At 70.5% G+C, this 19569-nt stretch carries 13 protein-coding genes; 4 read left to right on the forward strand and 9 right to left on the reverse strand.

Annotated features, from left to right (window positions below; translation table 11 throughout):
* Positions 1-9: 9 nt before the first annotated feature.
* The 4 genes from ACQHII_RS32505 to ACQHII_RS32520 form a co-directional block, all read right to left on the reverse strand.
* A protein-coding gene (locus ACQHII_RS32505) for an IS5 family transposase (RefSeq protein WP_427925200.1) occupies positions 10-869 on the reverse strand; the annotation gives its coding sequence in 2 pieces (ribosomal slippage) (positions 10-524 and positions 524-869; 861 coding nt in all).
* Between the two features lie 141 nt (positions 870-1010).
* Positions 1011-2138: a serine hydrolase domain-containing protein gene (locus tag ACQHII_RS32510; protein ID WP_427922608.1), complete on the reverse strand. Its 1128-nt coding sequence runs from the start codon at positions 2136-2138 to the stop codon at positions 1011-1013.
* Between the two features lie 81 nt (positions 2139-2219).
* Complete coding sequence (locus tag ACQHII_RS32515) at positions 2220-2426, reverse strand: hypothetical protein (RefSeq protein WP_019074159.1); 207 nt, start codon at positions 2424-2426, stop codon at positions 2220-2222.
* A gap of 122 nt (positions 2427-2548) precedes the next feature.
* The gene (locus ACQHII_RS32520) at positions 2549-3976 is read right to left on the reverse strand and encodes an MFS transporter (RefSeq protein WP_427922609.1); all 1428 of its coding nucleotides are present in this window, start codon (positions 3974-3976) and stop codon (positions 2549-2551) included.
* 101 nt (positions 3977-4077) lie between these two features.
* Here ACQHII_RS32520 and ACQHII_RS32525 point away from each other — a divergent pair, with 101 nt between their 5' ends.
* On the forward strand, positions 4078-4974 hold the full coding sequence (locus ACQHII_RS32525) for a helix-turn-helix transcriptional regulator (protein ID WP_427922610.1): 897 nt from the start codon (positions 4078-4080) through the stop codon (positions 4972-4974).
* A 28-nt stretch (positions 4975-5002) separates the two neighbouring features.
* On the opposite strand, the gene ACQHII_RS32530 is transcribed toward ACQHII_RS32525, so the two are convergent.
* On the reverse strand, positions 5003-5695 hold the full coding sequence (locus ACQHII_RS32530) for a hypothetical protein (RefSeq protein ID WP_427922611.1): 693 nt from the start codon (positions 5693-5695) through the stop codon (positions 5003-5005).
* A gap of 715 nt (positions 5696-6410) precedes the next feature.
* Positions 6411-7856 carry an MFS transporter gene (locus tag ACQHII_RS32535; protein WP_427922612.1) on the reverse strand — a complete coding sequence of 482 codons (1446 nt, stop codon included), beginning with the start codon at positions 7854-7856 and terminating at the stop codon, positions 6411-6413.
* Positions 7857-7966: 110 nt separating this feature from the next.
* Here ACQHII_RS32535 and dusB point away from each other — a divergent pair, with 110 nt between their 5' ends.
* A complete protein-coding gene (gene dusB / locus ACQHII_RS32540) occupies positions 7967-9157 on the forward strand; it encodes a tRNA dihydrouridine synthase DusB (protein ID WP_427922613.1) in 1191 nt (396 codons plus the stop codon).
* Here the strand turns inward: dusB and ACQHII_RS32545 are convergent.
* The 3 genes from ACQHII_RS32545 to ACQHII_RS32555 all read right to left on the reverse strand — a co-directional run bounded on the left by ACQHII_RS32545 (position 9154) and on the right by ACQHII_RS32555 (position 15036).
* A complete protein-coding gene (locus tag ACQHII_RS32545) occupies positions 9154-11334 on the reverse strand; it encodes a sulfatase-like hydrolase/transferase (protein WP_427922614.1) in 2181 nt (726 codons plus the stop codon). The two genes, dusB and ACQHII_RS32545, sit on opposite strands and share 4 nt — an antisense overlap.
* A gap of 265 nt (positions 11335-11599) precedes the next feature.
* Entirely contained in the window at positions 11600-13537 is a 1938-nt protein-coding gene (locus ACQHII_RS32550; RefSeq protein WP_427922615.1) for a glycogen debranching N-terminal domain-containing protein, read from the reverse strand.
* Positions 13534-15036, reverse strand: a complete 1503-nt coding sequence (locus tag ACQHII_RS32555; protein WP_427922616.1) for an MGH1-like glycoside hydrolase domain-containing protein — start codon at positions 15034-15036, stop codon at positions 13534-13536. Before ACQHII_RS32555 ends, ACQHII_RS32550 begins: the two co-directional genes overlap by 4 nt.
* A gap of 120 nt (positions 15037-15156) precedes the next feature.
* On the opposite strand from ACQHII_RS32555, the gene ACQHII_RS32560 reads away from it, so the two are divergent.
* Entirely contained in the window at positions 15157-16359 is a 1203-nt protein-coding gene (locus ACQHII_RS32560) for an ROK family protein (RefSeq protein ID WP_427922617.1), read from the forward strand.
* 417 nt (positions 16360-16776) lie between these two features.
* Complete coding sequence (ppdK, locus tag ACQHII_RS32565) at positions 16777-19497, forward strand: pyruvate, phosphate dikinase (RefSeq protein ID WP_427922618.1); 2721 nt, start codon at positions 16777-16779, stop codon at positions 19495-19497.
* Positions 19498-19569: the final 72 nt, after the last annotated feature.

A 19569-nucleotide genomic window follows, 5' to 3' on the forward strand; every position in this document is an offset into this window, starting at 1 on the left:
TCTTGTGGATCAGCGTGCGGACCAGATGAAGATGCCCGCGATGTGCAGTGCGGCAAGGTAGACGGTGGCGGTCTTGTCGTATCGAGTGGCAAGGCCGCGCCACTGCTTGAGCTTGTTGATGCACCGCTCGACAGTGTTGCGCTGCCGGTAGGCGGTCTTGTCGAAGGCGGGTGGCCTGCCGCCGGACCGGCCCCGCCGCCTGCGCTTGGCGATCTGGTCGGCAGGCTGCGGGATGACGGCCCGGATGCCGCGGCGGCGCAGGTGGGTGCGGATGGCCCGGGAGGAATACGCCTTGTCCGCCAGGACTGTCTCCGGGGTGGTCCGGGGCCGTCCGACCGGCCGGGCCACCCTCAAGCGGGCCATGACCTCAGTGAATGCGGGTGCATCACCCGCCTGTCCCGGTGTGAGGCAGAAGGCCAGGGGGCGGCAACGTCCGTCGGCAACCAGATGGATCTTGGTGGTCAGTCCGCCGCGGGAGCGACCGAGGGCATGGTCGTGCGGCTCGCCGGCCGGGGCCCCTTTTGACGGGCCCCGGCGGCGTGCTGGTGGGCGCGGACGATGGTGGAATCGACGGCGACGACCCAGTCGAGGTCGCCTTCGGAGTCGGCCTGGGCCAGCAGCGCGGCGAAGACCTTCTCCCAGGTGCCGTCGGCCGCCCACTTCCGTAGCCGGTTGTGGACGCCCTTCCAGGAGCCGAACTCCTCGGGCAGGTCCATCCACGGGCAGCCGGTGCGGTACTTGAAGGCGATCGCGTCGATCACCTGCCGATGATCCCGCCACCGCCCACCCCGCCTCGGTGCCCGATCGGGTAACAGCGGCTCGATCCGGGCCCACTGGGCGTCAGTCAACGACACACCCAGACCAACGATCAGATGATCCGAAGGAAACGCCCTAGGTCCTGTCCGCACAGTCCGCCTGCCCCGCGACGCCCGGCGCTCCGAGAGCGCGCACCGGACGCCACGGGGCCCGCCGTCCGGGCGGACGACGGGACCTGCGGACACGGCCCGGCTCTACGCCGTGCACTCCCAGAACTCCCGCATCAGCCGCATCGGTGTCGGGCCCGTCATCGCCACCTGGGTCAGCAGGATCGTGACCGTGCCGGTGGGCGGGACGATGTGGGCCGTGGTGCCGGTGCCGCCGATCCAGCCGTAGCGGCCGGGGACGTTCCACGGGTCGATCGGTGCAACGTCGACCTGGCCGCCGTAGCCCCAGCCCTGGCCCTCCAGGAACAGGGTCGCGGCCTCGCGCTGGGGGGCCGTGAGGTGGTTCGTGGTCATGCGGCTCACCGAGGTGGGGGTGAGGATTCCCTGTCCGCCGGCCAGCAGCATGCGGGCGAAGGCCAGCCAGTCGTCGGCCGTGGAGACCAGGGCCCCGCCGCCCGAGGGGAAGCGCGGCACGCGGCTGTAGTCGCCGTCCGGGGTGTCCGTGCGGCGCAGAGTGCCGTCCCCGGCCGGGGCGTAGGACCAGGTGAAGCGGTCCCGCTTCGAGGTCGGTACCTCGAAGCCGGTGTCCCGCATGCCCAGCGGTTCGAAGATCCGCTCCGCGAGGAAGTCGGGGAAGGCGCGGCCCGAGACCCGGGCGGCCAGGATGCCCTGGAGGGCGGACGAGGTGCCGTAGAGCCAGGCCTCGCCCGGCTGGTGCAGCATCGGGACTTGGGCGAGTTGCCCGAGCCAGGTGTCGGGCTCCGGCCAGTCGTCGAAGGGGCGGCTGTGGTCCTGGACCGCGAACAGGGACCGCGCGGCGGGCAGCGCGAAGTCGGAGGGGAGGCCCCAGCCGGTGCGGAAGCTGAGCAGGTCCTCGACGGTGACCGGGCGTTCGGCCGCCACGACGTCGTCGACGGGGCTCGTGGGCGTGCGGACCACGACCGGCTTCGCCAGCTCCGGGAGCCACTCGGCCACCGGGTCGGCGAGCCCGATCCGGCCCTCGTCCACCAGCGTCAGCAGCGCCGCGGCCGTGATCGGCTTGGTGACCGAGGCGATCCGGAAGATCGAGTCGCGGGCCATCGGCACGGTGCCTTCGACGTCGGCGGAGCCCACGGCCACCACCTCGACGTCGTCGCCGCGGGCCACCAGGCCCACCGCCCCCGGCACGGTGCCGTCGTCGACGCGTCGCCGCAGGGTGTCGTGGAGAGAGCTCATCGGTCGGCCTTCCGGTTCGGAGAGTCGTAGCGGATTCGCCGGATACGACTCTCCCCGCCCCGCGAACTCATCGCTCCCCGGTCAGCCGTCGGACGGGTCCACTGTCGCCTGGTGCTCCTCGGCCAGATGCTCCTCCGCCTTCAGCCAGGGCAGGAACTGCGCGCTCTTCTTCCAGCCGCAGGTGTCGCACACGATCGTGCGCTGCGCACCCTTGCGCTGCACGCGGACGACATGTTCCCGCCCGTGCTGGTCCCAGCGGCTCACCTTGCTCGTGTTGATCTGCAACATGCGCCTCGCCTCCGCTCAGGAGTGTCCGGCAAGGAGTGTGCAGCAAGACCATCATCAACGGGGCGCAATTCACGGCGAGTTGTCCAAGCTGTGAACATGTCATCCGGCGGTTCGTCCGGCTTTCAGCCGATCGCGCGCGGCAGCCGCAGGCTGAGCAGCCCGGTCAGCACCACACCCGCCAGCTGCACCAACAGCGTGGTCACCAGCGCGTCCCGCATGCCCATGCCCGGGATCAGCGACAGGAACAGCGTGCCGAGCGTGGCCACGCCCAGCGCCAGCGCCGACTGCTGGGTGGTCACCATCACGCCCGCGCCTACACCGGCCCGGGCCGGCGGCACCTCGGACAGGATGATCCGGAAGATGATGGGCAGTTGGAGCGCCTGGCCGACGCCCGCGACCGCCATCCCCGGCAGCAGTTCGACAAAGCCGAGGTCCGGCCAGGAGCGCCACGCGGCCAGCACGATCAGCCCCACACCCACCCCCTGCACGACCGAACCCGCCGCCACCACCCGGGTGCCGTACCGCGTCACCAGGCGCGGCCCGGCGAGCGAGACGAGGAAGAACGCCACGGCCATCGGGGCGAGCGCCAGGCCCGCCGCGACCGGGCCCAGGTCCGCGCCGCGCTGGAGCGCCACCGCGATCACGAACATGAAGCCGCTGAAACCGATCGACAGCGGCAGGACGATCATCAGCCCGCGCCGCAGCGAGGTCAGCGCCAGCAGACTCGGCGGCACCAGCGGCGTACGGCCCTGCCGGTCGGCCCTGCGCTCCACGGCGTAGAACGCGGACACGATCCCCGGGAACGCGGCCAGCGACAGCCACGTCCACAGCGGCCAGCCCGCCGCCCTGCCCTCCGTCAGCGGCACCAGCAGCGCCAGCAGCGACGCGGCCAGCAGGAAGGTGCCGGGCACGTCCACCGGCTCCGGGTGCGGGGAATGCGTCTCCGGCACGACCTTGGCGGCCAGGAACAGTCCTACGACGACCACCGGCACGTTCACCAGGAACACCGCGCGCCAGCCGGTGCCCCAGATGTCGGCGGCGACCAGCACCCCGCCGAGGATCTGCCCCGCCACCATCGCGAGACCGGCCGTCGCGCCGTACAGGCCCATCGCCTTGGCGCGGCGCGGGCCCCGGGTCGCGGCCTGGATGGTGGCGAGGACCTGCGGGAGCATCGCGGCGGAGGCCGCGCCCTGCGCGATCCGCGCGGCGACCAGCGTCCAGGCGGTGGGCGCGAGGCCGCACGCCAGCGAGGTCACGCCGAACGCGGCCATCCCGCCCAGGAAGAGCCGGCGGCGCCCGAACAGGTCGCCGAGCCGTCCGCCGAGGACGAGCAGCACGGCGTACGAGACTCCGTAGCCGGCGACGACGAGTTCGAGGACGGCCTCGCTCGCCGAGAGGTCCCTGCCGATGGTCGGCAGGGCCACGTTGACGATGAAGAAGTCGATGAGGGGCAGCGCCGCGGCCAGCAGCACCGTGAACAGTCCGAGGCCGCCGAGCACGGGGGGCGCCGCCGGGGATCGGACGGTGCGGGAAGTGATGGTTTCGGTCACGCCGACGAGCCTGCGCCTCCCGCCAGACTGGTACCAGAGTGTCCTTATCCTGGTAGCAGGACTACCTGGAAACAGGGTGCGTGCGGCGGCAGACTGGGGTGATGACGACCATGGCACAGGAAACGGCGACAGCGACAGGGGCGGCGCGAACGGCGGCCACGCAGACCGCTTCGACGGTCCGGCGCCATGAACTCGCCGCGTTCCTGCGCCACCGCCGCGAGCACATCGCCCCCGAGCAGGTCGGCCTGCCGCGCGGCACCCGGCGCCGTACCCCGGGCCTGCGCCGCGAGGAGGTCGCGCAGCTCGCCGCGGTCGGGGTCACCTGGTACACGTGGCTCGAACAGGCCCGGGACATCCAGGTCTCCGTCCAGGTGCTCGACGCGCTGGCCCGCACCCTGCTGCTCGACCGCAGCGAGCGCAGCCACCTGTTCCAGCTGGCCGACGCGACCGATCCGCAGCCGACCACCGTCTGCCCGGTCGTCACGCCCGCCCTCCAGTCGATGCTGGACCAGCTCGACCCCATCCCGGCCTGTCTCCAGAACGCCCGGTACGACATCCTCGCCTACAACCGCACCTACGGGATGCTGCTCTGCGACCTGGACGCGGTGCCGCCCGAGGACCGCAACTGCATGATCCTCTCCTACACGCACGAGGGGTGGCGGTCCTCGATCGTGCACCTGGAGAAGACCCAGCGGCTCATGGCCGCCCGCTTCCGGGGCTCGATGGCCGACCATCTCGCCGAGCCCGCCTGGAAGACCCTGCTCAAGCGGCTGCACACGTCCCCCGAGTTCCGTGAGGTCTGGGACCGCCACGAGGTGCTGGGCGCCAGCCCCCGCCGCAAGGAGTTCCGCAACGCCCACGTCGGCCGCCTCACGGTCGACCACACCGACCTGTGGCTCGGCCCTTCGAGGGGCCCGCGCATGGTGACGTACGCCCCGGTGGACGAGGAGTCGCGGGAGAAGCTGGAGCGGCTGCACGCGATCGCGCTGGAGAAGTGAGGCCGGAGGCCGGGCTGCCTCCGCCGCGTCAAGTCCCCAGGTATCCGGACCGGTTGTACCTCGGGTTGCTCAGGGTCATGAACTCCCGGCCCCGCCGCAGATCCTGTACGACCTCTTCCCAGCCCGGTTCGTCCACCGGCTCGTAGCCTGCGCGGACGTGCTCGACGAAGGTCCACCAGCTTTCGAAGTTGGGTGCCGCGTGGCGCAGCGCGTGATGGTGGTTGATCTGGAAGTCGGAGGGCCGGGTCGGACCGGGGATCCGCCGGCCCCACTCCAAGTCGTCGTCTTTCCGCAACGCGGTCAGCCGCCGGGGGATGTCGCCCATGCTGTAGGTGTACGGATCGAGCCCCAGCGCCGGCCGGACGATCCCGAGAAGCTCCGCCTCGGGATGCGGACCGAGCCCGATGGTGTGCTCGAAGATCCGCCGCAGCCGCTCGCAGATCGCCTCGCTGAGGTATTTGGCGAACCAGTGGGCGTCGGCTTCGTAGAACTGCCGGCTGACGCCGAGCAGCACGGTGTCGGTGTCGTACACCAGCCAGAAGGCGTGACTCTCGATGCCGTGGCTCTCCGAATGGCGGAGGTAGCAGGCGCGGAGCCGGCCGAGCGGCAGGTGCTCGACCCGTCTGGGACGCCAGGGTGTCCCACGCCGGGTCAGGGTCAACGCCCGTCCGTCGAACGAGAACGTCCACCCCGAGCACCGCATGACCATCGCATCGGACATCTGTGCAATTTACTGACCCGACCGGTGACTGACAACGGAAGGATCACGCGGTCCGTCAGCTCCCGTGCGCCCTGGGCGCTGGCCTGACGGACCTGACCGGCCAACTCGACGGTACCCGAGGGGCGTTCGGCCGTCCCGGAGGGCTACGCCGTGATCCCGGCTGCCTCGCGCACTTCGGCGGACGACAGCTTCTCGGCCGTGCGGTCGGGGTCCACGGGGTCGGCTCGGCTGGGCTTGAACACCGCCTACGTCGGTCGCCTGCCCCGTGGTTGACCCGCCCACCGCCACTGACACCTTCGACCTGCACGCAAAGGACCCGACGGATCCGACCGGCCGGCTCGACGGCGGCTGAGGAGCGTTCGGCCGTCCCGGAGGGCCAGGCGGTGATCTCGATGGACGACAGCGTCTCCGCCGTGCGGTCGGCCCGCACGGCGAGGACCTGGTGGACTTGGTGGTTCGACTCGATGGTGTCTGTGGGGTGTTCGGCCGTCTCCGAGGGCTATGCGGTGATCCCCGCCGCCTCGCGTACCTCGACGGACGACAGGTTCTCGGCCGTGCGTTCGGCGGGTGGGCTGGGTCTGTGCACTGCCTGCGTTGCCTGCTGCGTGGGCGATCCGCCCACCGCCACAGCACCTTCGTTCCGCATGCCGACGACTTGAGGGACCTGAGCGGCCAATTCGACGGTGTCTGGGGAGGGTTCGGCCGTCCCGGAGGGCTACACGGTGATCCCGGCCGCCTCGCGTACCTCGACGGACGACAGGTTCTCGGCTGTGCGCTCGGCGGTTCGGCGGGCCCAGGCGCCGCTGGTCAGCGCGCCCAGTACCAGGACGGCCAGGCCGCAGGCCACGAGGATCCACCAGCCCGGACGCGCCGCCGAGACGAACGTGTCCTTGTACGAGGATGAGCTCACCCCGGAGGCCAGTACCGCGCCGACCACCGCGACGCCGAGGGTCTGGCCCAGCTGCCGGCTCGTGGAGGCGACGGCCGCCGCGACTCCCGCCTGGGCGCGCGGCATTCCGGAGACCGCCGTGTTGGTGATCGGCGCGTTCACGAAGCCGAAGCCGATGCCGAAGAGCAAGTAGCCGATGAAGCGCGAGACGTTGGACGTCTCCGCCTCGAAGCCGGCGAACAGCAGCGCGCTCACGGTCATCGCGGAGCCCGCGATCAGGAGCGGTATGCGGGGTCCGCGACTGCCGACCAGCCGCCCGGAGATCGGCGCGCACAGGAACGTCGGGACCGCCATCGGCAGCATCCACAGGCCGGCGTGCAGCGCGTCCAGGCCGACCACGTTCTGCAGGTACAGCGTGGACAGGAACAGGAAGCCGCCCAGCGCCGAGAACGCGCTGATCGCTATCACCGTCGCCCCGCTGAACGGCGCGGAGCGGAAGAAGCGCAGGTCGATGAGGGGTTCGTCGCGCCGCGGCTCGTACCAGACTAGGCCGACGAGCGCGACGAGCGCGAGCGCCGCGAACGGCAGGATCGCGGTGAACCCGGAGTCCGGCGCCTCGATGATCGCGTACGTCAGCGAGCCGAACAGCGCGATCACCAGGAGCTGGCCGACCGGGTCGGCGCGGCGGGCCTTGGGCGCGCGTGACTCGGGGATGAACCTCAGCGTGAGCAGCAGCGCGGCCACACCCACCGGCAGGTTGATCCAGAAGATCGAGCGCCAGCCGACCGAGTCCACGAGCAGCCCGCCGATCAGCGGTCCGGCGGCCATCGATATGCCGACGACCGCACCCCACACACCGATCGCCCGGGCCCGCTCGCGCGGCTCGGTGAAGGTGTTGGTGATGATCGACATGGCGACCGGGTTGAGCATCGAGCCGCCGACCGCCTGGATCATGCGGAACCAGATCAGCGCGTTCAGGTCGGGCGCGAGGGAGCAGAGCAACGAGCCGAGGCTGAAGACCACCAGGCCGACGATGAAGACGCGCTTGCGGCCGATCCGGTCGGCCGTGGAGCCCGCCAGCATCAGCAGGGAGGCGAGGACCAGGGTGTACGCGTCGATCGTCCACTGAAGACCGGAGGTGCTCGCGTGCAGATCGGTCTGCATCGCGGGCAGGGCGACGTTCAGGATGGTCACGTCCAGGCTCACGATCAGCAGACTCATGCAGCAGATCGCGAGCACCAGCATGCGGCGGCGGTGGCTGAGCTCGGGCATGGCAACCATCCTACGCGAAACTCGATAGTGCGTCTAACTAATGACCGCTACATGATCTCCGGCCACCGCTCCGTCCGTGGGCACCGGAAGCCGTGCGCAACAATGGAGCAATGTCCACGCCCGTGTCCCTGCCCGCGCCCCCGGCCGTGTCGCCCTTGCGGATCGGCCCGCACACCGTCTCGCCGCCCGTCGTCCTGGCCCCCATGGCCGGGATCACCAACGCGCCCTTCCGCACCCTGTGCCGGGAGTTCAGCGGAGGCAAGGGCCTGTTCGTCAGCGAGATGATCACGACGCGGGCGCTGGTCGAGCGCAACGAGAAGACCATGCAGCTGGTCCACTTCGACGCGACCGAGAAGCCGCGCTCGATCCAGCTGTACGGCGTGGACCCGGCGACCGTGGGCAAGGCCGTCCGCATGATCGCGGACGAGGACCTCGCCGACCACATCGACCTCAACTTCGGCTGCCCGGTCCCGAAGGTCACCCGCAAGGGTGGCGGTTCCGCCCTGCCGTACAAGCGGAACCTGCTGCGGGCGATCCTGCGCGAGGCCGTCGGCGGCGCCGGCGACCTGCCCGTCACCATGAAGATGCGCAAGGGCATCGACGACGACCACATCACGTTCCTCGACGCGGGCCGCATCGCCGTCGAGGAGGGCGTCACCTCCATCGCCCTGCACGGCCGCACCGCAGCCCAGCACTACGGCGGCACCGCCGACTGGGACGCCATCGCCCGGCTCAAGGAGCATGTGCCGGAGATCCCCGTGCTCGGCAACGGTGACATCTGGTCGGCCGAGGACGCGCTGCGGATGGTGCGCGAGACCGGGTGCGACGGGGTCGTGGTCGGACGCGGCTGCCTCGGGCGCCCGTGGCTGTTCGCGGACCTCGTGGCGGCGTTCGAGGGACGTGAACAGGCCCGTGCCGGAGGCGCTGATGGATCCAGTCTGAAGCCGTCGTTGCGTGAGGTCGCCGACATCATGGTGCGGCACGCGACCCTGCTCGGCGAGTGGATCGGAGACGAGGCGCGCGGGGTCATCGACTTCCGCAAGCACGTCGCCTGGTACCTCAAGGGCTTCGCGGTCGGCAGCGAGATGCGCAAACGCCTCGCCATCACGTCCTCCCTGGCCGAACTCCGCTCCGGCCTCGACGAGTTGGACCTCGACCAGCCCTGGCCCACCGGCGCCGACGGGCCCCGCGGCCGTACGTCGGGCAACAACAGGGTGGTGCTGCCCGACGGTTGGCTGAAGGACCCGTACGACTGCGCGGGGATCAGCGAGGATGCCGAACTCGACACCTCGGGTGGCTAGTTCGTCTTCGGATGGGGCGTAGAGCCGTACGCCGTCAGGAACTTGTCGCGGAAGGCGCTCATCTTCCAGACCGGGGCGTCGTGCGCGGGGCGCAGGCCGTCCGTCCAGTTCCAACTGTCGATCTTGGCAAGGACCTTGGGGTCCTTGGCGACGATCGAGATCGGGACGTCACGGCTGGCGTGGTTGCCGCTGACCCGGGCGATCGGCTGGTGGTCGCCGAGGAAGACGAGCACCGTGTTGTCGTTGCCGTAGCGCTCCAGCCACTGGGTGAGGGAGTTCACCGAGTACTGGATCGACTTGCCGTACTCCTCGCGGGACTTGGTGGTGTCGGCGATGACGTCGGAGGCCTTGTTGCCGGCCTTCTCGATCGCGTCGAAGATCGAACCGTTGCCCAGCTGGTCCCACGGGACGAGCTTCGGGATCGGCGCCCACGGCTGGTGGCTCGACGTCAGGATGATCATCGACATCAGCGACTTGCCGTCGGTACGCGGCTTGCTGTGCACCCGCTTCTGGAACTGCTCCAGGGTGTACTGGTCGGGCATCGTCGACCAGCTGAACTTCGGTCCCTTGTAGCCCAGTTGGAAGGCGTTGTAGACCTTGTCGAGGCCGTAGAAGCTCTGCTCCGGCCAGCCCTTCTGCACGCCCGGCATCACACCGATGGTGTCGAAGTCGCCGGTCTTCTTGAAGGCGTCGGTCAGGCTCAGGTGGTCGCTGGCCATCACCGTGCGGTAGCGCTGCTGGTTGTTGACCCACAGCCCGGACATGGTCGTCGAGTGGCCGAGCCAGCTGCTGCCGCCGTAGGTCGCCGAGGTCAGCCAGCCGCTCTTCGCCGCGAAACCGGCCTTCGACAGGGCCTTGGTGTCGGCGGCCAGGGTCTCGTCGACGCCGGGCGCCATGATCGGGTCCTCGATCGCGCTGCGGCCGTAGCTCTCGATGAAGGTGAAGATCATGTCCTTGCCGCGCAGGTCCGGGACGAGCTGACTGCCCGGGGTGTTGCCGAAGGCGTCGACCTTGGCGACCTTCTCGAACTCCGCCTCGTCGCGCAGGGTGTTGCGGATCGCCTGCGCGCGGAGCTTGACGATCGCGGCGGTGTGGTCGGCGGCGAGCGGCACCCCGGCGAACTGGAGGCCGAAGGCCGTGCAGGTGATCCAGACCGTGCCGGCGATCAGCGCGCCCCGGGACGCCTCCGCCTTGTGGTCGGCCAGGAGATTGCTCAGCCGGACCACGGCCAGTGCGACCAGGACGATCAGCAGTAGCACGAAGAGGACGACACCGACCGTGAGGAGGGACGTGACCGTCCCGCCGAGGGTGTCGTCGAGATACCCGCGCGCGTCGCCGAACAGGCTCCAGTCCAGGACGACGTTGAAGCCCCGGCCGAGGTATTCGTTGAAGCCCATGTCCAGCATGTTCAGGATCGCGACGACGGCGGTCAGCGCACCGCAGAACGCCGCCAGCACGATCCGCGGCCGCCGCGGCACGCTCATCAGGACGACGGCCCCCATGATCGCCTCCGCCGGCAGCCGCATGAACTCGGCGGGCCGCAGGCTGTTCAGCGTCGTCGGCATCTGAAGGCAGACGTAGACGATGGCGGCGGCGAGCACGGTGACGGTCCAGGACACGACGCGCGCGGCGACGGGATGCTTCTCCCGCCAGCCCCGCACCCGCCGCCGCAGCCCGAGCCGACTGCTCCAGGTACGGGGGCCGGGGCGGGTGGGGCGGGGGGTGTTGGTGGTGGCGGGGGTGGCGGGGGTGGTGTCCGAGGCGGGGCCTTCGGGGGTGGAGGTGGCTTCGGGGACGGAGGCCTCGGGATCGGTGGCTGCTTCGGAGGCCTCGGTGGCCTTGGCGTCGGCTTCGGGTTCCGTGGCGGTCGAGGCGTCGGCGGCGGCTTCGGGGGCCTCGGCGTCGGCTGCCGCCTCGGGTGAGTCGGCGACTTCCGCGGCTTCGGTGTCGGAGGCGGCGATCTCGGGATCGGCGTCGGTTCCGTGCGCGGTGACCTTGGCTTCGGCGTCGGCTGCGGCTGGGTCTTCGTCCACGACTCGCCCGGTCCCGGTCCCGGCGGCTTCCGGCCGCTCGGGCGCGGCGGTCTCGGAAGGTTCGGCCTCGGCCTTCACCTCGGCCCGGGCCCCGTCCTCGCCCGGTATCGCTATCGCGTCGCCCGGCGTCGGCTCCGTGTCCATATCGTCCACGGCGATGTCGACGCCCGGCGGCGGAACCTGGCCATCGGCTGCCCCGGCCGTGTTCGGTGACTGGCGTGTGCTCGTGTGCTGAGGCAACCCGAAGGTCCTTCCATGAGGAGCCCGTAGTCGGAGTGGCGGCCCGTCAGGGCCTGGCCGGCCAGACCCTCGCTGGGGAGGCAGGGCCGCCTTCATTCCGTACGAGTCGCCTCATGCCCCTGTTCACGGAACTGGGCAAACACCCGGCAAACGGCTTATCACCGTTCCGTCACGCGCCTCCCACCGCCGTGAGCAGCGCCAGCGGAGCCGCCGCCGACCTGGACTCCCGCACGCACGCGTGCGGGTACGGAACCGGCTCAGGGTGGGTGTCGCGGCCGTAGCCCGCGAGGACCTCCGGGAGCCGGTGGCCGGCCGCCGTCGCCGCGTCGACCAGCGCGTGCGCGACCGTACGGGCCTCGTCGTGCAGGCCGTAGCGCGAAAGGCCCAGCGTGATCAGCGCGTTGTCGTGCGGCCACACCGAACCCCGGTGGTAGGAGAGGGGGTGGTAAGCCGCCTGGCCGGAGGCGAGCGTGCGGACGCCCCAGCCGGAGAAGAAGTCCGGCTCCAGGAGCCTGCGGCCGACGAGTTCGCCGTACTCCTTGTCGAGGAGCCCGGACCAGAGCAGATGCCCCGCGTCGGACGCCAGCGCGTCGACCTGGCGGCCCTCCCCGTCCAGCGCCAGCGCCGAGAAGGAGTGCTCCCGCATCCAGAAGTCCTGCTGGAAACGGTCCCGCAGATCGGCCGCCGCCTGCTCCAGGAGAGCCGCGTACGTCTCGTCCTCCCACACCGTCCGCGCCACCCACGCGGTGCGGCGCAGCGCGTCGTACGCGTACCCCTGGGCCCCCGCCGCCATCACGGGACCGCTTGCGCGGGTGCCGTCGGCTCCGCAGATGGCGCCGGGGGAGTCCTTCCAGTTCTGGTTGGCCAGGCCGCCCTGGTCGGCGCGGTAGACCAGATAGCCGCGCGAGGTGAGGCCGCCGTGGTCGAGCATCCAGCCCACCGCCGCACGGGCGTTGGGCTCCAGGCGCCGGGCGAGTGCCGTGTCGCCGGTCTGCTCCACGTACGCGCCGAGCAGCACCAGGAACAGCGGGGTCGCGTCGACCGAGCCGTAGTAACGCCCGTACGGCACCTGCCCGAAGTGCGCCAGCTCGCCGTGCCGCACCTCGTGCACGATCTTGCCGGGCTGCGACACCGACTCGGGGCCCACGTCCGTCGCCTGGGTCGCGGCGAGGGCGGGGAGGGTGGCGGCGGCGAGTTGGGGGCGGTAGGGGAGCGCGAAGAGGGAGGTCAGGAGCGCGTCCCTGCCCAGGAGGGTCAGGAACCACGGCGCGCCCGCCGCCGGTACCCGCAGCTCCTCGCCGTCGAGGCCCCTCGCCGGGACCTGGAGCGAGGCCAGGTCCGACAGACCCCGGGCACACGCGGCGGCCAGCTCCGGCCAGCCGGTGGGGAAGGAGACGCCCTGGACGTACTCGCCCTCCAGCGCGAGGAGTTGCTCGTTCAGGGCGGACGGGGAACGCGGTACCCGCAGCGCCCGCTTGTCGCCGTGCGGGCGGGCCATCACGCGCAGGGCCAGCTCGGCGGTGCCGTGCGGTTCGAGGTCCAGGGTCCACACCATGCGGCGGGCGCCGGTGCCGGTCTCCTCGACGCCGTCGGGTGCGGGCTCGGCGGTGACCGTCGTACAAGAACGCCATTCGCCGCGCTGGTAGGCGAACTCCACGCCGTCGTCGAGGACTTGGCGGGAGCGGGTGGCGCCGGTCTTCGCGTAGGTGCGGTGGTCGGAGCGGAGTTCGAACTGGTCGGTGAAGTCGGCGTCCGCGGTGACCGCGAGCCGGACCGTGGTCGGCACCGGCCGGTTGCTGGTCACCTTCAGCGACTCGACGAACGAGCCGTCGCCGACGGCCTGTTCACGGAAGAGCGTGTGCGCGGGCGGCTCCTGCCGGCCGCCGCGCGGGACCAGGACACAGCGCGCCATGTCCCCGTCGGCCACCGGTGTCAGCGCCTCCGGCACCGCGCCGTCGACCGTCAACTGCCAGCGGCTCAGGTGCCGGGCGTCCCGTACGAATAACCCGTCCGGGGAACTGCCGCCCCGTACGCCGCTGATGTCCCCGCCGTCGCCCACGGCTGCGAACGTCCCGCCGTGCACGAGCAGATGATGCCGGTCCGTCATCCCCGGTCCCCTCCCTTGACTCTCTTGGCGCCCTTGGCTTCCGTGCCGTTCACTCCTGCTGCGTTCACTTCTGTGCCACGCATGTCTGTGCCACGCATGTCGAACGTGCCGAGGCCCGGGCCGGACACGCCGTGCCCGGGGGGCTCGTGAAGCAGATCGAGGGTCAGTGCGGCGGTCCAGCTGAAGCCGGTCGCGCCGCACGCCTCACCGTCGTACGGGTCGACGTACTCGGCGAAGTCGGTGGCCGCGGCCGTCTCCAGTACGGCGTCGCGCAGCGCGTCCGCCCTCTGCCGCTCGCCGTGCAGCCGCAGACCGCGCTCCAGCAGCCAGCTCGTGTTGAACCAGGCCGGCCCGCGCCAGTACCGGTGCGGATCGAATGCCTCGCCCAACAGGTCGTAGCTGGGCGGGAGTTGAGTGCTGTCGCCGAGCCCGAAGTGCGGGCCGGACGCCGTACGGACGAGGGCCGCGGCGATGTCCCGGGGCAGGTCGGGGAGGAGGAGGGGGATCAGGCCGGAGACGCTGTGCTCGGGGATCAGTCCCGCGCCCCGGACGTCACGGCAGAAGAACATGCCCTCCGCCGGGTCCCACAGCCGCTCGATCAGGACGCCGGTGAGGCGTTCCGCGCGCGCGTGCCGGGCGGTGCCGGTCGCGCCCAACTCCCGTGCGATACGGGCCAGTGCGTGCTCGGAGGCGATGAGGAGGGCGTTGAAGGACGGGTCCTCCACCGCGAACTCGCTTGCCCCGTCGGCGTATTGGCAGTCCCGGTAGTCCGTCGCGAGCCGCACGTAACGGCCGTAGTCGAGGTCCGTGGGCCGGTCCTCGGCGGCCCCGTGGTCGAGGTCGGCGCGGCGGAAGGAGCGGGCCGGGGCGGGCGTCACGCGCGAGAGGGGGGCGTCCCAGCAGGGGCTGTTGTCCATACCCTGTTCCCAGGGGTGCACGACGGACGCGAGCCCGCCGCCGCCCAGGTCGCGCCGGTGCAGCAGATAGCGGTGCCAGGCGGCCAGCCGGGGGTAGACACCGGCGAGGAAGCCACGGGCGCGGGAGAGGCCCGGGTCCGCGCAGTGCACGAGCCACGCTGCCAGCGCGTGCACCGGTGGCTGCACGATGCCCGAGGTCTGTACGGTGCGCGGGGCGCCCGAGGTGTGCCCCGCGGTCGAGGAGCGCCAGAAGTCGGGGCTCGGGAAGTACGCGTCGAGCGGTACGGAGGGGTTGAAGACGATGTGCGGGATACGGCCGTCGCCCCACTGGGCGGCGAGCAGCGTCTCCAGTTCCGTCTGGGCCCGCAGGGGCGAGAGGTGCCGCAGACCGATCGCGATGAACGCGGAGTCCCAGGACCACTGGTGCGGATACAGGTTGCGTGAGGGAACTGTTGAGGCTCCCCTCCAGTTCGCTTCCAGTACGGCAGCCGCCCTGAGGTGCAGGGAACCCGTAGGGGACGGCGGATCGTATACGAGGGTGCGCTCCGTGGGGAGTGCGGTGAGCTGGGCAGTGCGATCCACTGGGGGCTCCACGAAAGACGTCGTGCCGACCGGTTCGGTCATGGCTACCGTAGGGTTACGTCTATTTAACACGCAAAACTCAATATGTAATGCAGAGTTGAGAAACACAAGGGGGTGCGCATGACGGGAAGAGGTCAAGGGAGCGCCGGAGATCTGCTCGAACTGGTGCGCACCGGGCGTGCCACCACCCGAGGCGCCCTCCAGCAGGTGACCGGACTCTCCCGTGCGACCGTCGGCCAGCGCCTGGACCGGCTCTTTCGCGCGGGCTGGCTGCGCGAGGGCGCGGGCGGCCCCGTGGACTCCCCGCTGGGTGGCAGACCCTCGATCACCCTCGAATTCGACGACGCCCATGCCGTGGTCCTCGCGGCGGACCTGGACACCCGCCACGCGCGCGCGTGCGTCCTCTCGCTCAGCGGCGAGATCCTCGCGGAGCACGGCGGCACGCTGGTCGTCGAGGACGGCCCCGACGTCGTACTGGGTGAACTCGGCCGCTGGTTCGCCGAGTTGCTGGAGAAGGCCGGACACCGGGCGTCCGAGGTCTGCGGCATAGGGCTCGCCGTCCCCGGCCCGGTCGACACCGACACCGGCCGGGTCGTCCAGCCGCCGATGATGCCCGGCTGGGACGGCTACGACATAAGAGGCCGCCTGGCCCGCGCCTTCACCGAACACACCGGCGCCCCCCGGGTCCCGGTCCTCGTCGACAACGACGCCAACCTCATGGCCTACGGCGAACAGCGCACCGGCCACCCCGACTGCCAGGCCTTCGTCCTGGTCAAGGTCTCGACCGGTATCGGCGCCGGAGTCGTCGTCGGCGGTTCCATCTTCCGGGGGATCGACGGCGGCGCCGGCGACATCGGCCACATCCGCATCCCGGCGGGCGCGCAGGCCCTGTGCCGGTGCGGGTCCTACGGCTGCCTCGCCGCCGTCGCCAGCGGCGGCGCCGTGGCCCGGCGGCTGGCCGAGACCGGGGTGCCGGCCGCGTCCGGCTCGGACGTACGGGACCTGCTGGCGTCGGGGCACCCGGGAGCGGCGGCGTTCGCCCGCGAGGCGGGACGACAGGTCGGGGACGTCCTGGCGACCGTGGTGACGCTGCTCAACCCCGGCGTGCTGATGATCGCGGGCGACCTGGCCGGAACCTCCTTCCTCACGGGCGTACGGGAGCTGCTGTACCAGCGGGCGCTGCCGCGCTCCACCGCTCATCTGCACGTACTGACCTCACGGCTCGGGGAGCGGGCCGGTCTGGTGGGGGCGGGTGCGCTGGTCGTGGAGTACCTGTACGCGCCGGAGCGGGTCGAGGAGCGGCTGCTCGCGCTGGGCATGTGACGTCCGCGTTTCGGTCCGGGGACGCGTCCGACGGCCGTCCGCATGGTGAAATCCGGTCGGGTGTGGAAGCGTGATTCTCACCACCTTTGATAGGGGTGGCGCTCAGGTGAGCGGATCTTGGGCGGCTGCACTTCTCCAAGGGGTGGCACTCCGTGCCACCCCTTGATCGTTCATCGATCGAAATCAGGCGAGCGTGTAGCCCGCTCAGGTGAGCGGAAAATGCCGCAGATGGGCCTGGATGCGTTCAAGAAGTGAAAACACTCGACGGTGTTCGCTTGCCGAGCTTTGACTTTCGATCCGCTGGCGGACGACTGGTTACGGACGCATGACATGCAAGTGGACGTACCCAGGCGCCTTCGATCTGGGTATGTTCCTGGCCGTCAGGGCAGCCACCCGCGTCCCGAGGAGTCGAGACCCGTGTCGGAAAACAAAGAACCCCACGTAGCGAAGTTCGTCTATGACTTCACCGAGGGAAACAAGGACCTCAAGGACCTTCTCGGCGGCAAGGGTGCCAACCTCGCCGAGATGACGAACCTGGGCCTTCCCGTGCCCCCCGGCTTCACCATCACCACCGAGGCGTGCAAGACCTACCTCGACAGTGGCGAGGAGCCGGCGGCACTGCGTGACGAGGTGAGTGCACACCTCGACGCGCTGGAGTCGACGATGGACAAGAAGCTGGGGCAGGCCGACAACCCACTCCTCGTATCGGTCCGTTCCGGGGCGAAGTTCTCCATGCCCGGCATGATGGACACCGTCCTGAACATCGGCCTCTCCGACAAGTCCGTGCAGGGCCTGGCGAAGCAGGCCGGCGACGAGCGCTTCGCGTGGGACTCGTACCGCCGCCTCATCCAGATGTTCGGCAAGACCGTCCTCGGCGTCGACGGCGACCTCTTCGAGGAGGCCCTCGACAAGGCCAAGGAGGCCAAGAAGGTCACGGTCGACACCGAGCTGGACGCGGCCGACCTGAAGAAGCTGGTCACCCGCTTCAAGCGGATCGTCAGGACCGAGGCCGGCCGCGACTTCCCGCAGGACCCGCGCGAGCAGATGGACCTCGCCATCCACGCGGTCTTCGACTCCTGGAACACCGACCGCGCCAAGCTCTACCGCCGCCAGGAACGCATCCCGCACGACCTCGGCACCGCCGTCAACGTCTGCTCGATGGTCTTCGGCAACCTCGGCCCCGACTCCGGCACCGGCGTCGCCTTCACCCGCGACCCCGCCAGCGGCCACCAGGGCGTCTACGGCGACTACTTGCAGAACGCGCAGGGCGAGGACGTGGTCGCCGGCATCCGGAACACCGTACCCCTGGCCGAACTTGAGCAGATCGACAAGAAGTCGTACGACCAGCTCATGCAGATCATGAAGACCCTGGAGAACCACTACAAGGATCTCTGCGACATCGAATTCACCATCGAGCGCGGCCAGTTGTGGATGCTCCAGACGAGGGTGGGCAAGCGCACGGCGGGCGCGGCCTTCCGTATCGCCACGCAGCTGGTGGACCAGGGCCTGATCGACGAGGCGGAGGCCCTCCAGCGGGTCACCGGTGCCCAGTTGGCGCAGCTGATGTTCCCGCGCTTCGACGAGGAGGCGAAGGTCCAGCAGGTCGGCCGGGGCATCGCGGCCTCGCCGGGCGCGGCGGTCGGCAAGGCGGTCTTCGACTCGTACACGGCGGTGAAGTGGTCGCGTTCGGGCGAGAAGGTCATCCTGGTCCGCCGCGAGACGAACCCCGACGACCTCGACGGCATGATCGCGGCCGAGGGCATCCTGACCAGCCGGGGTGGCAAGACCTCGCACGCGGCGGTCGTGGCCCGGGGCATGGGCAAGACGTGCGTCTGCGGCGCGGAGGAGCTTGAGGTCGACACCAAGCGCCGCCGGATGGTCGTACCGGGCGGACACGTCGTCGAGGAGGGCGACGTCATCTCCATCGACGGCTCCAGCGGCAAGGCGTACCTCGGCGAGGTCCCGGTCGTCCCGTCCCCGGTCGTGGAGTACTTCGAGGGACGGATGCACGCGGGCGCCGACGACGCCGACGAGTTGGTCGAGGCGGTGCACCGGATCATCGGATACGCGGACCGCGTACGGCGGTTGAGGGTGCGCGCCAACGCGGACAACGCCGAGGACGCGCTGCGCGCCCGCCGCTTCGGCGCCCAGGGCATCGGCCTGTGCCGTACGGAGCACATGTTCCTCGGCGATCGCCGGGAGCTGGTGGAACGCCTGATCCTGGCGGACACGGACACCGAGCGTGAGGAGTCCCTCAAGGCCCTTCTCCCGCTCCAGAAGGCGGACTTCGTAGAGCTGTTCAAGGCGATGGACGGACTCCCGGTGACGGTCCGCCTGTTGGACCCCCCGCTGCACGAATTCCTCCCGGACATCACGGAGTTGTCGGTCCGGGTCGCGCTCGCGGAGTCCCGCCAGGAGTCCCACGAGAACGACCTCCGCCTCCTCCAGGCGGTCCACCGCCTGCACGAGCAGAACCCGATGCTGGGCCTGAGGGGCGTACGCCTGGGCCTGGTGATCCCGGGCCTGTTCACGATGCAGGTGAGGGCGATTGCGGAAGCCGCCGCCGAGCGCAAGGCCGCGAAGGGCGACCCGCGCGCCGAGATCATGATCCCGCTCGTCGGCACGGTCCAGGAACTGGAGATCGTCCGCGAGGAGGCCGACCAGGTCATCGCGGAGGTGGAGGCGGCGACGGGCACGTCCCTCAAGCTGTCGATCGGCACGATGATCGAACTGCCGCGCGCGGCCCTGACGGCGGGCCAGATCGCGGAGGCTGCGGAGTTCTTCTCCTTCGGCACGAACGACCTCACCCAGACGGTGTGGGGCTTCAGCCGCGACGACGTGGAGGCGTCCTTCTTCACGGCCTACCTGGAGAAGGGCATCTTCGGAGTCAGCCCCTTCGAGACGATCGACCGGGACGGTGTCGGTTCGCTGGTGAAACTGGCGGCGAAGGCGGGCCGCGAGACCCGCCCCGACCTGAAGCTCGGCGTCTGCGGCGAACACGGCGGCGACCCCGAGTCGGTCCACTTCTTCCACGAGGTGGGACTGGACTACGTCTCCTGCTCGCCGTTCCGGATCCCGGTGGCGCGGCTGGAGGCGGGGCGGGCGGCTTCGGTGGCGCAGGGGAGCGATCACCGATAGGTCGTACGTACGTTCACTGAACGCCGGAGCCGTCGCCTGTCCCCGACCCTCACCGATGGGCGGCGGTTCCGG

Source organism: Streptomyces sp. cg40, assembly GCF_050320165.1.
Taxonomy (GTDB): domain Bacteria; phylum Actinomycetota; class Actinomycetes; order Streptomycetales; family Streptomycetaceae; genus Streptomyces; species Streptomyces hokutonensis.

Coding starts and splice junctions, on each gene's coding strand:
- ACQHII_RS32515 (WP_019074159.1), bottom strand. CDS start 2,426: ATGTTGCAGATCAACACGAGCAAGGTGAGCCGCTGGGACCAGCACGGG.
- ACQHII_RS32535 (WP_427922612.1), bottom strand. CDS start 7,856: ATGCCCGAGCTCAGCCACCGCCGCCGCATGCTGGTGCTCGCGATCTGC.
- ACQHII_RS32545 (WP_427922614.1), bottom strand. CDS start 11,334: ATGGACACGGAGCCGACGCCGGGCGACGCGATAGCGATACCGGGCGAG.
- ACQHII_RS32510 (WP_427922608.1), bottom strand. CDS start 2,138: ATGAGCTCTCTCCACGACACCCTGCGGCGACGCGTCGACGACGGCACC.
- ACQHII_RS32550 (WP_427922615.1), bottom strand. CDS start 13,537: ATGACGGACCGGCATCATCTGCTCGTGCACGGCGGGACGTTCGCAGCC.
- dusB (WP_427922613.1), top strand. CDS start 7,967: ATGTCCACGCCCGTGTCCCTGCCCGCGCCCCCGGCCGTGTCGCCCTTG.
- ACQHII_RS32530 (WP_427922611.1), bottom strand. CDS start 5,695: ATGTCCGATGCGATGGTCATGCGGTGCTCGGGGTGGACGTTCTCGTTC.
- ACQHII_RS32525 (WP_427922610.1), top strand. CDS start 4,078: ATGACGACCATGGCACAGGAAACGGCGACAGCGACAGGGGCGGCGCGA.
- ACQHII_RS32560 (WP_427922617.1), top strand. CDS start 15,157: ATGACGGGAAGAGGTCAAGGGAGCGCCGGAGATCTGCTCGAACTGGTG.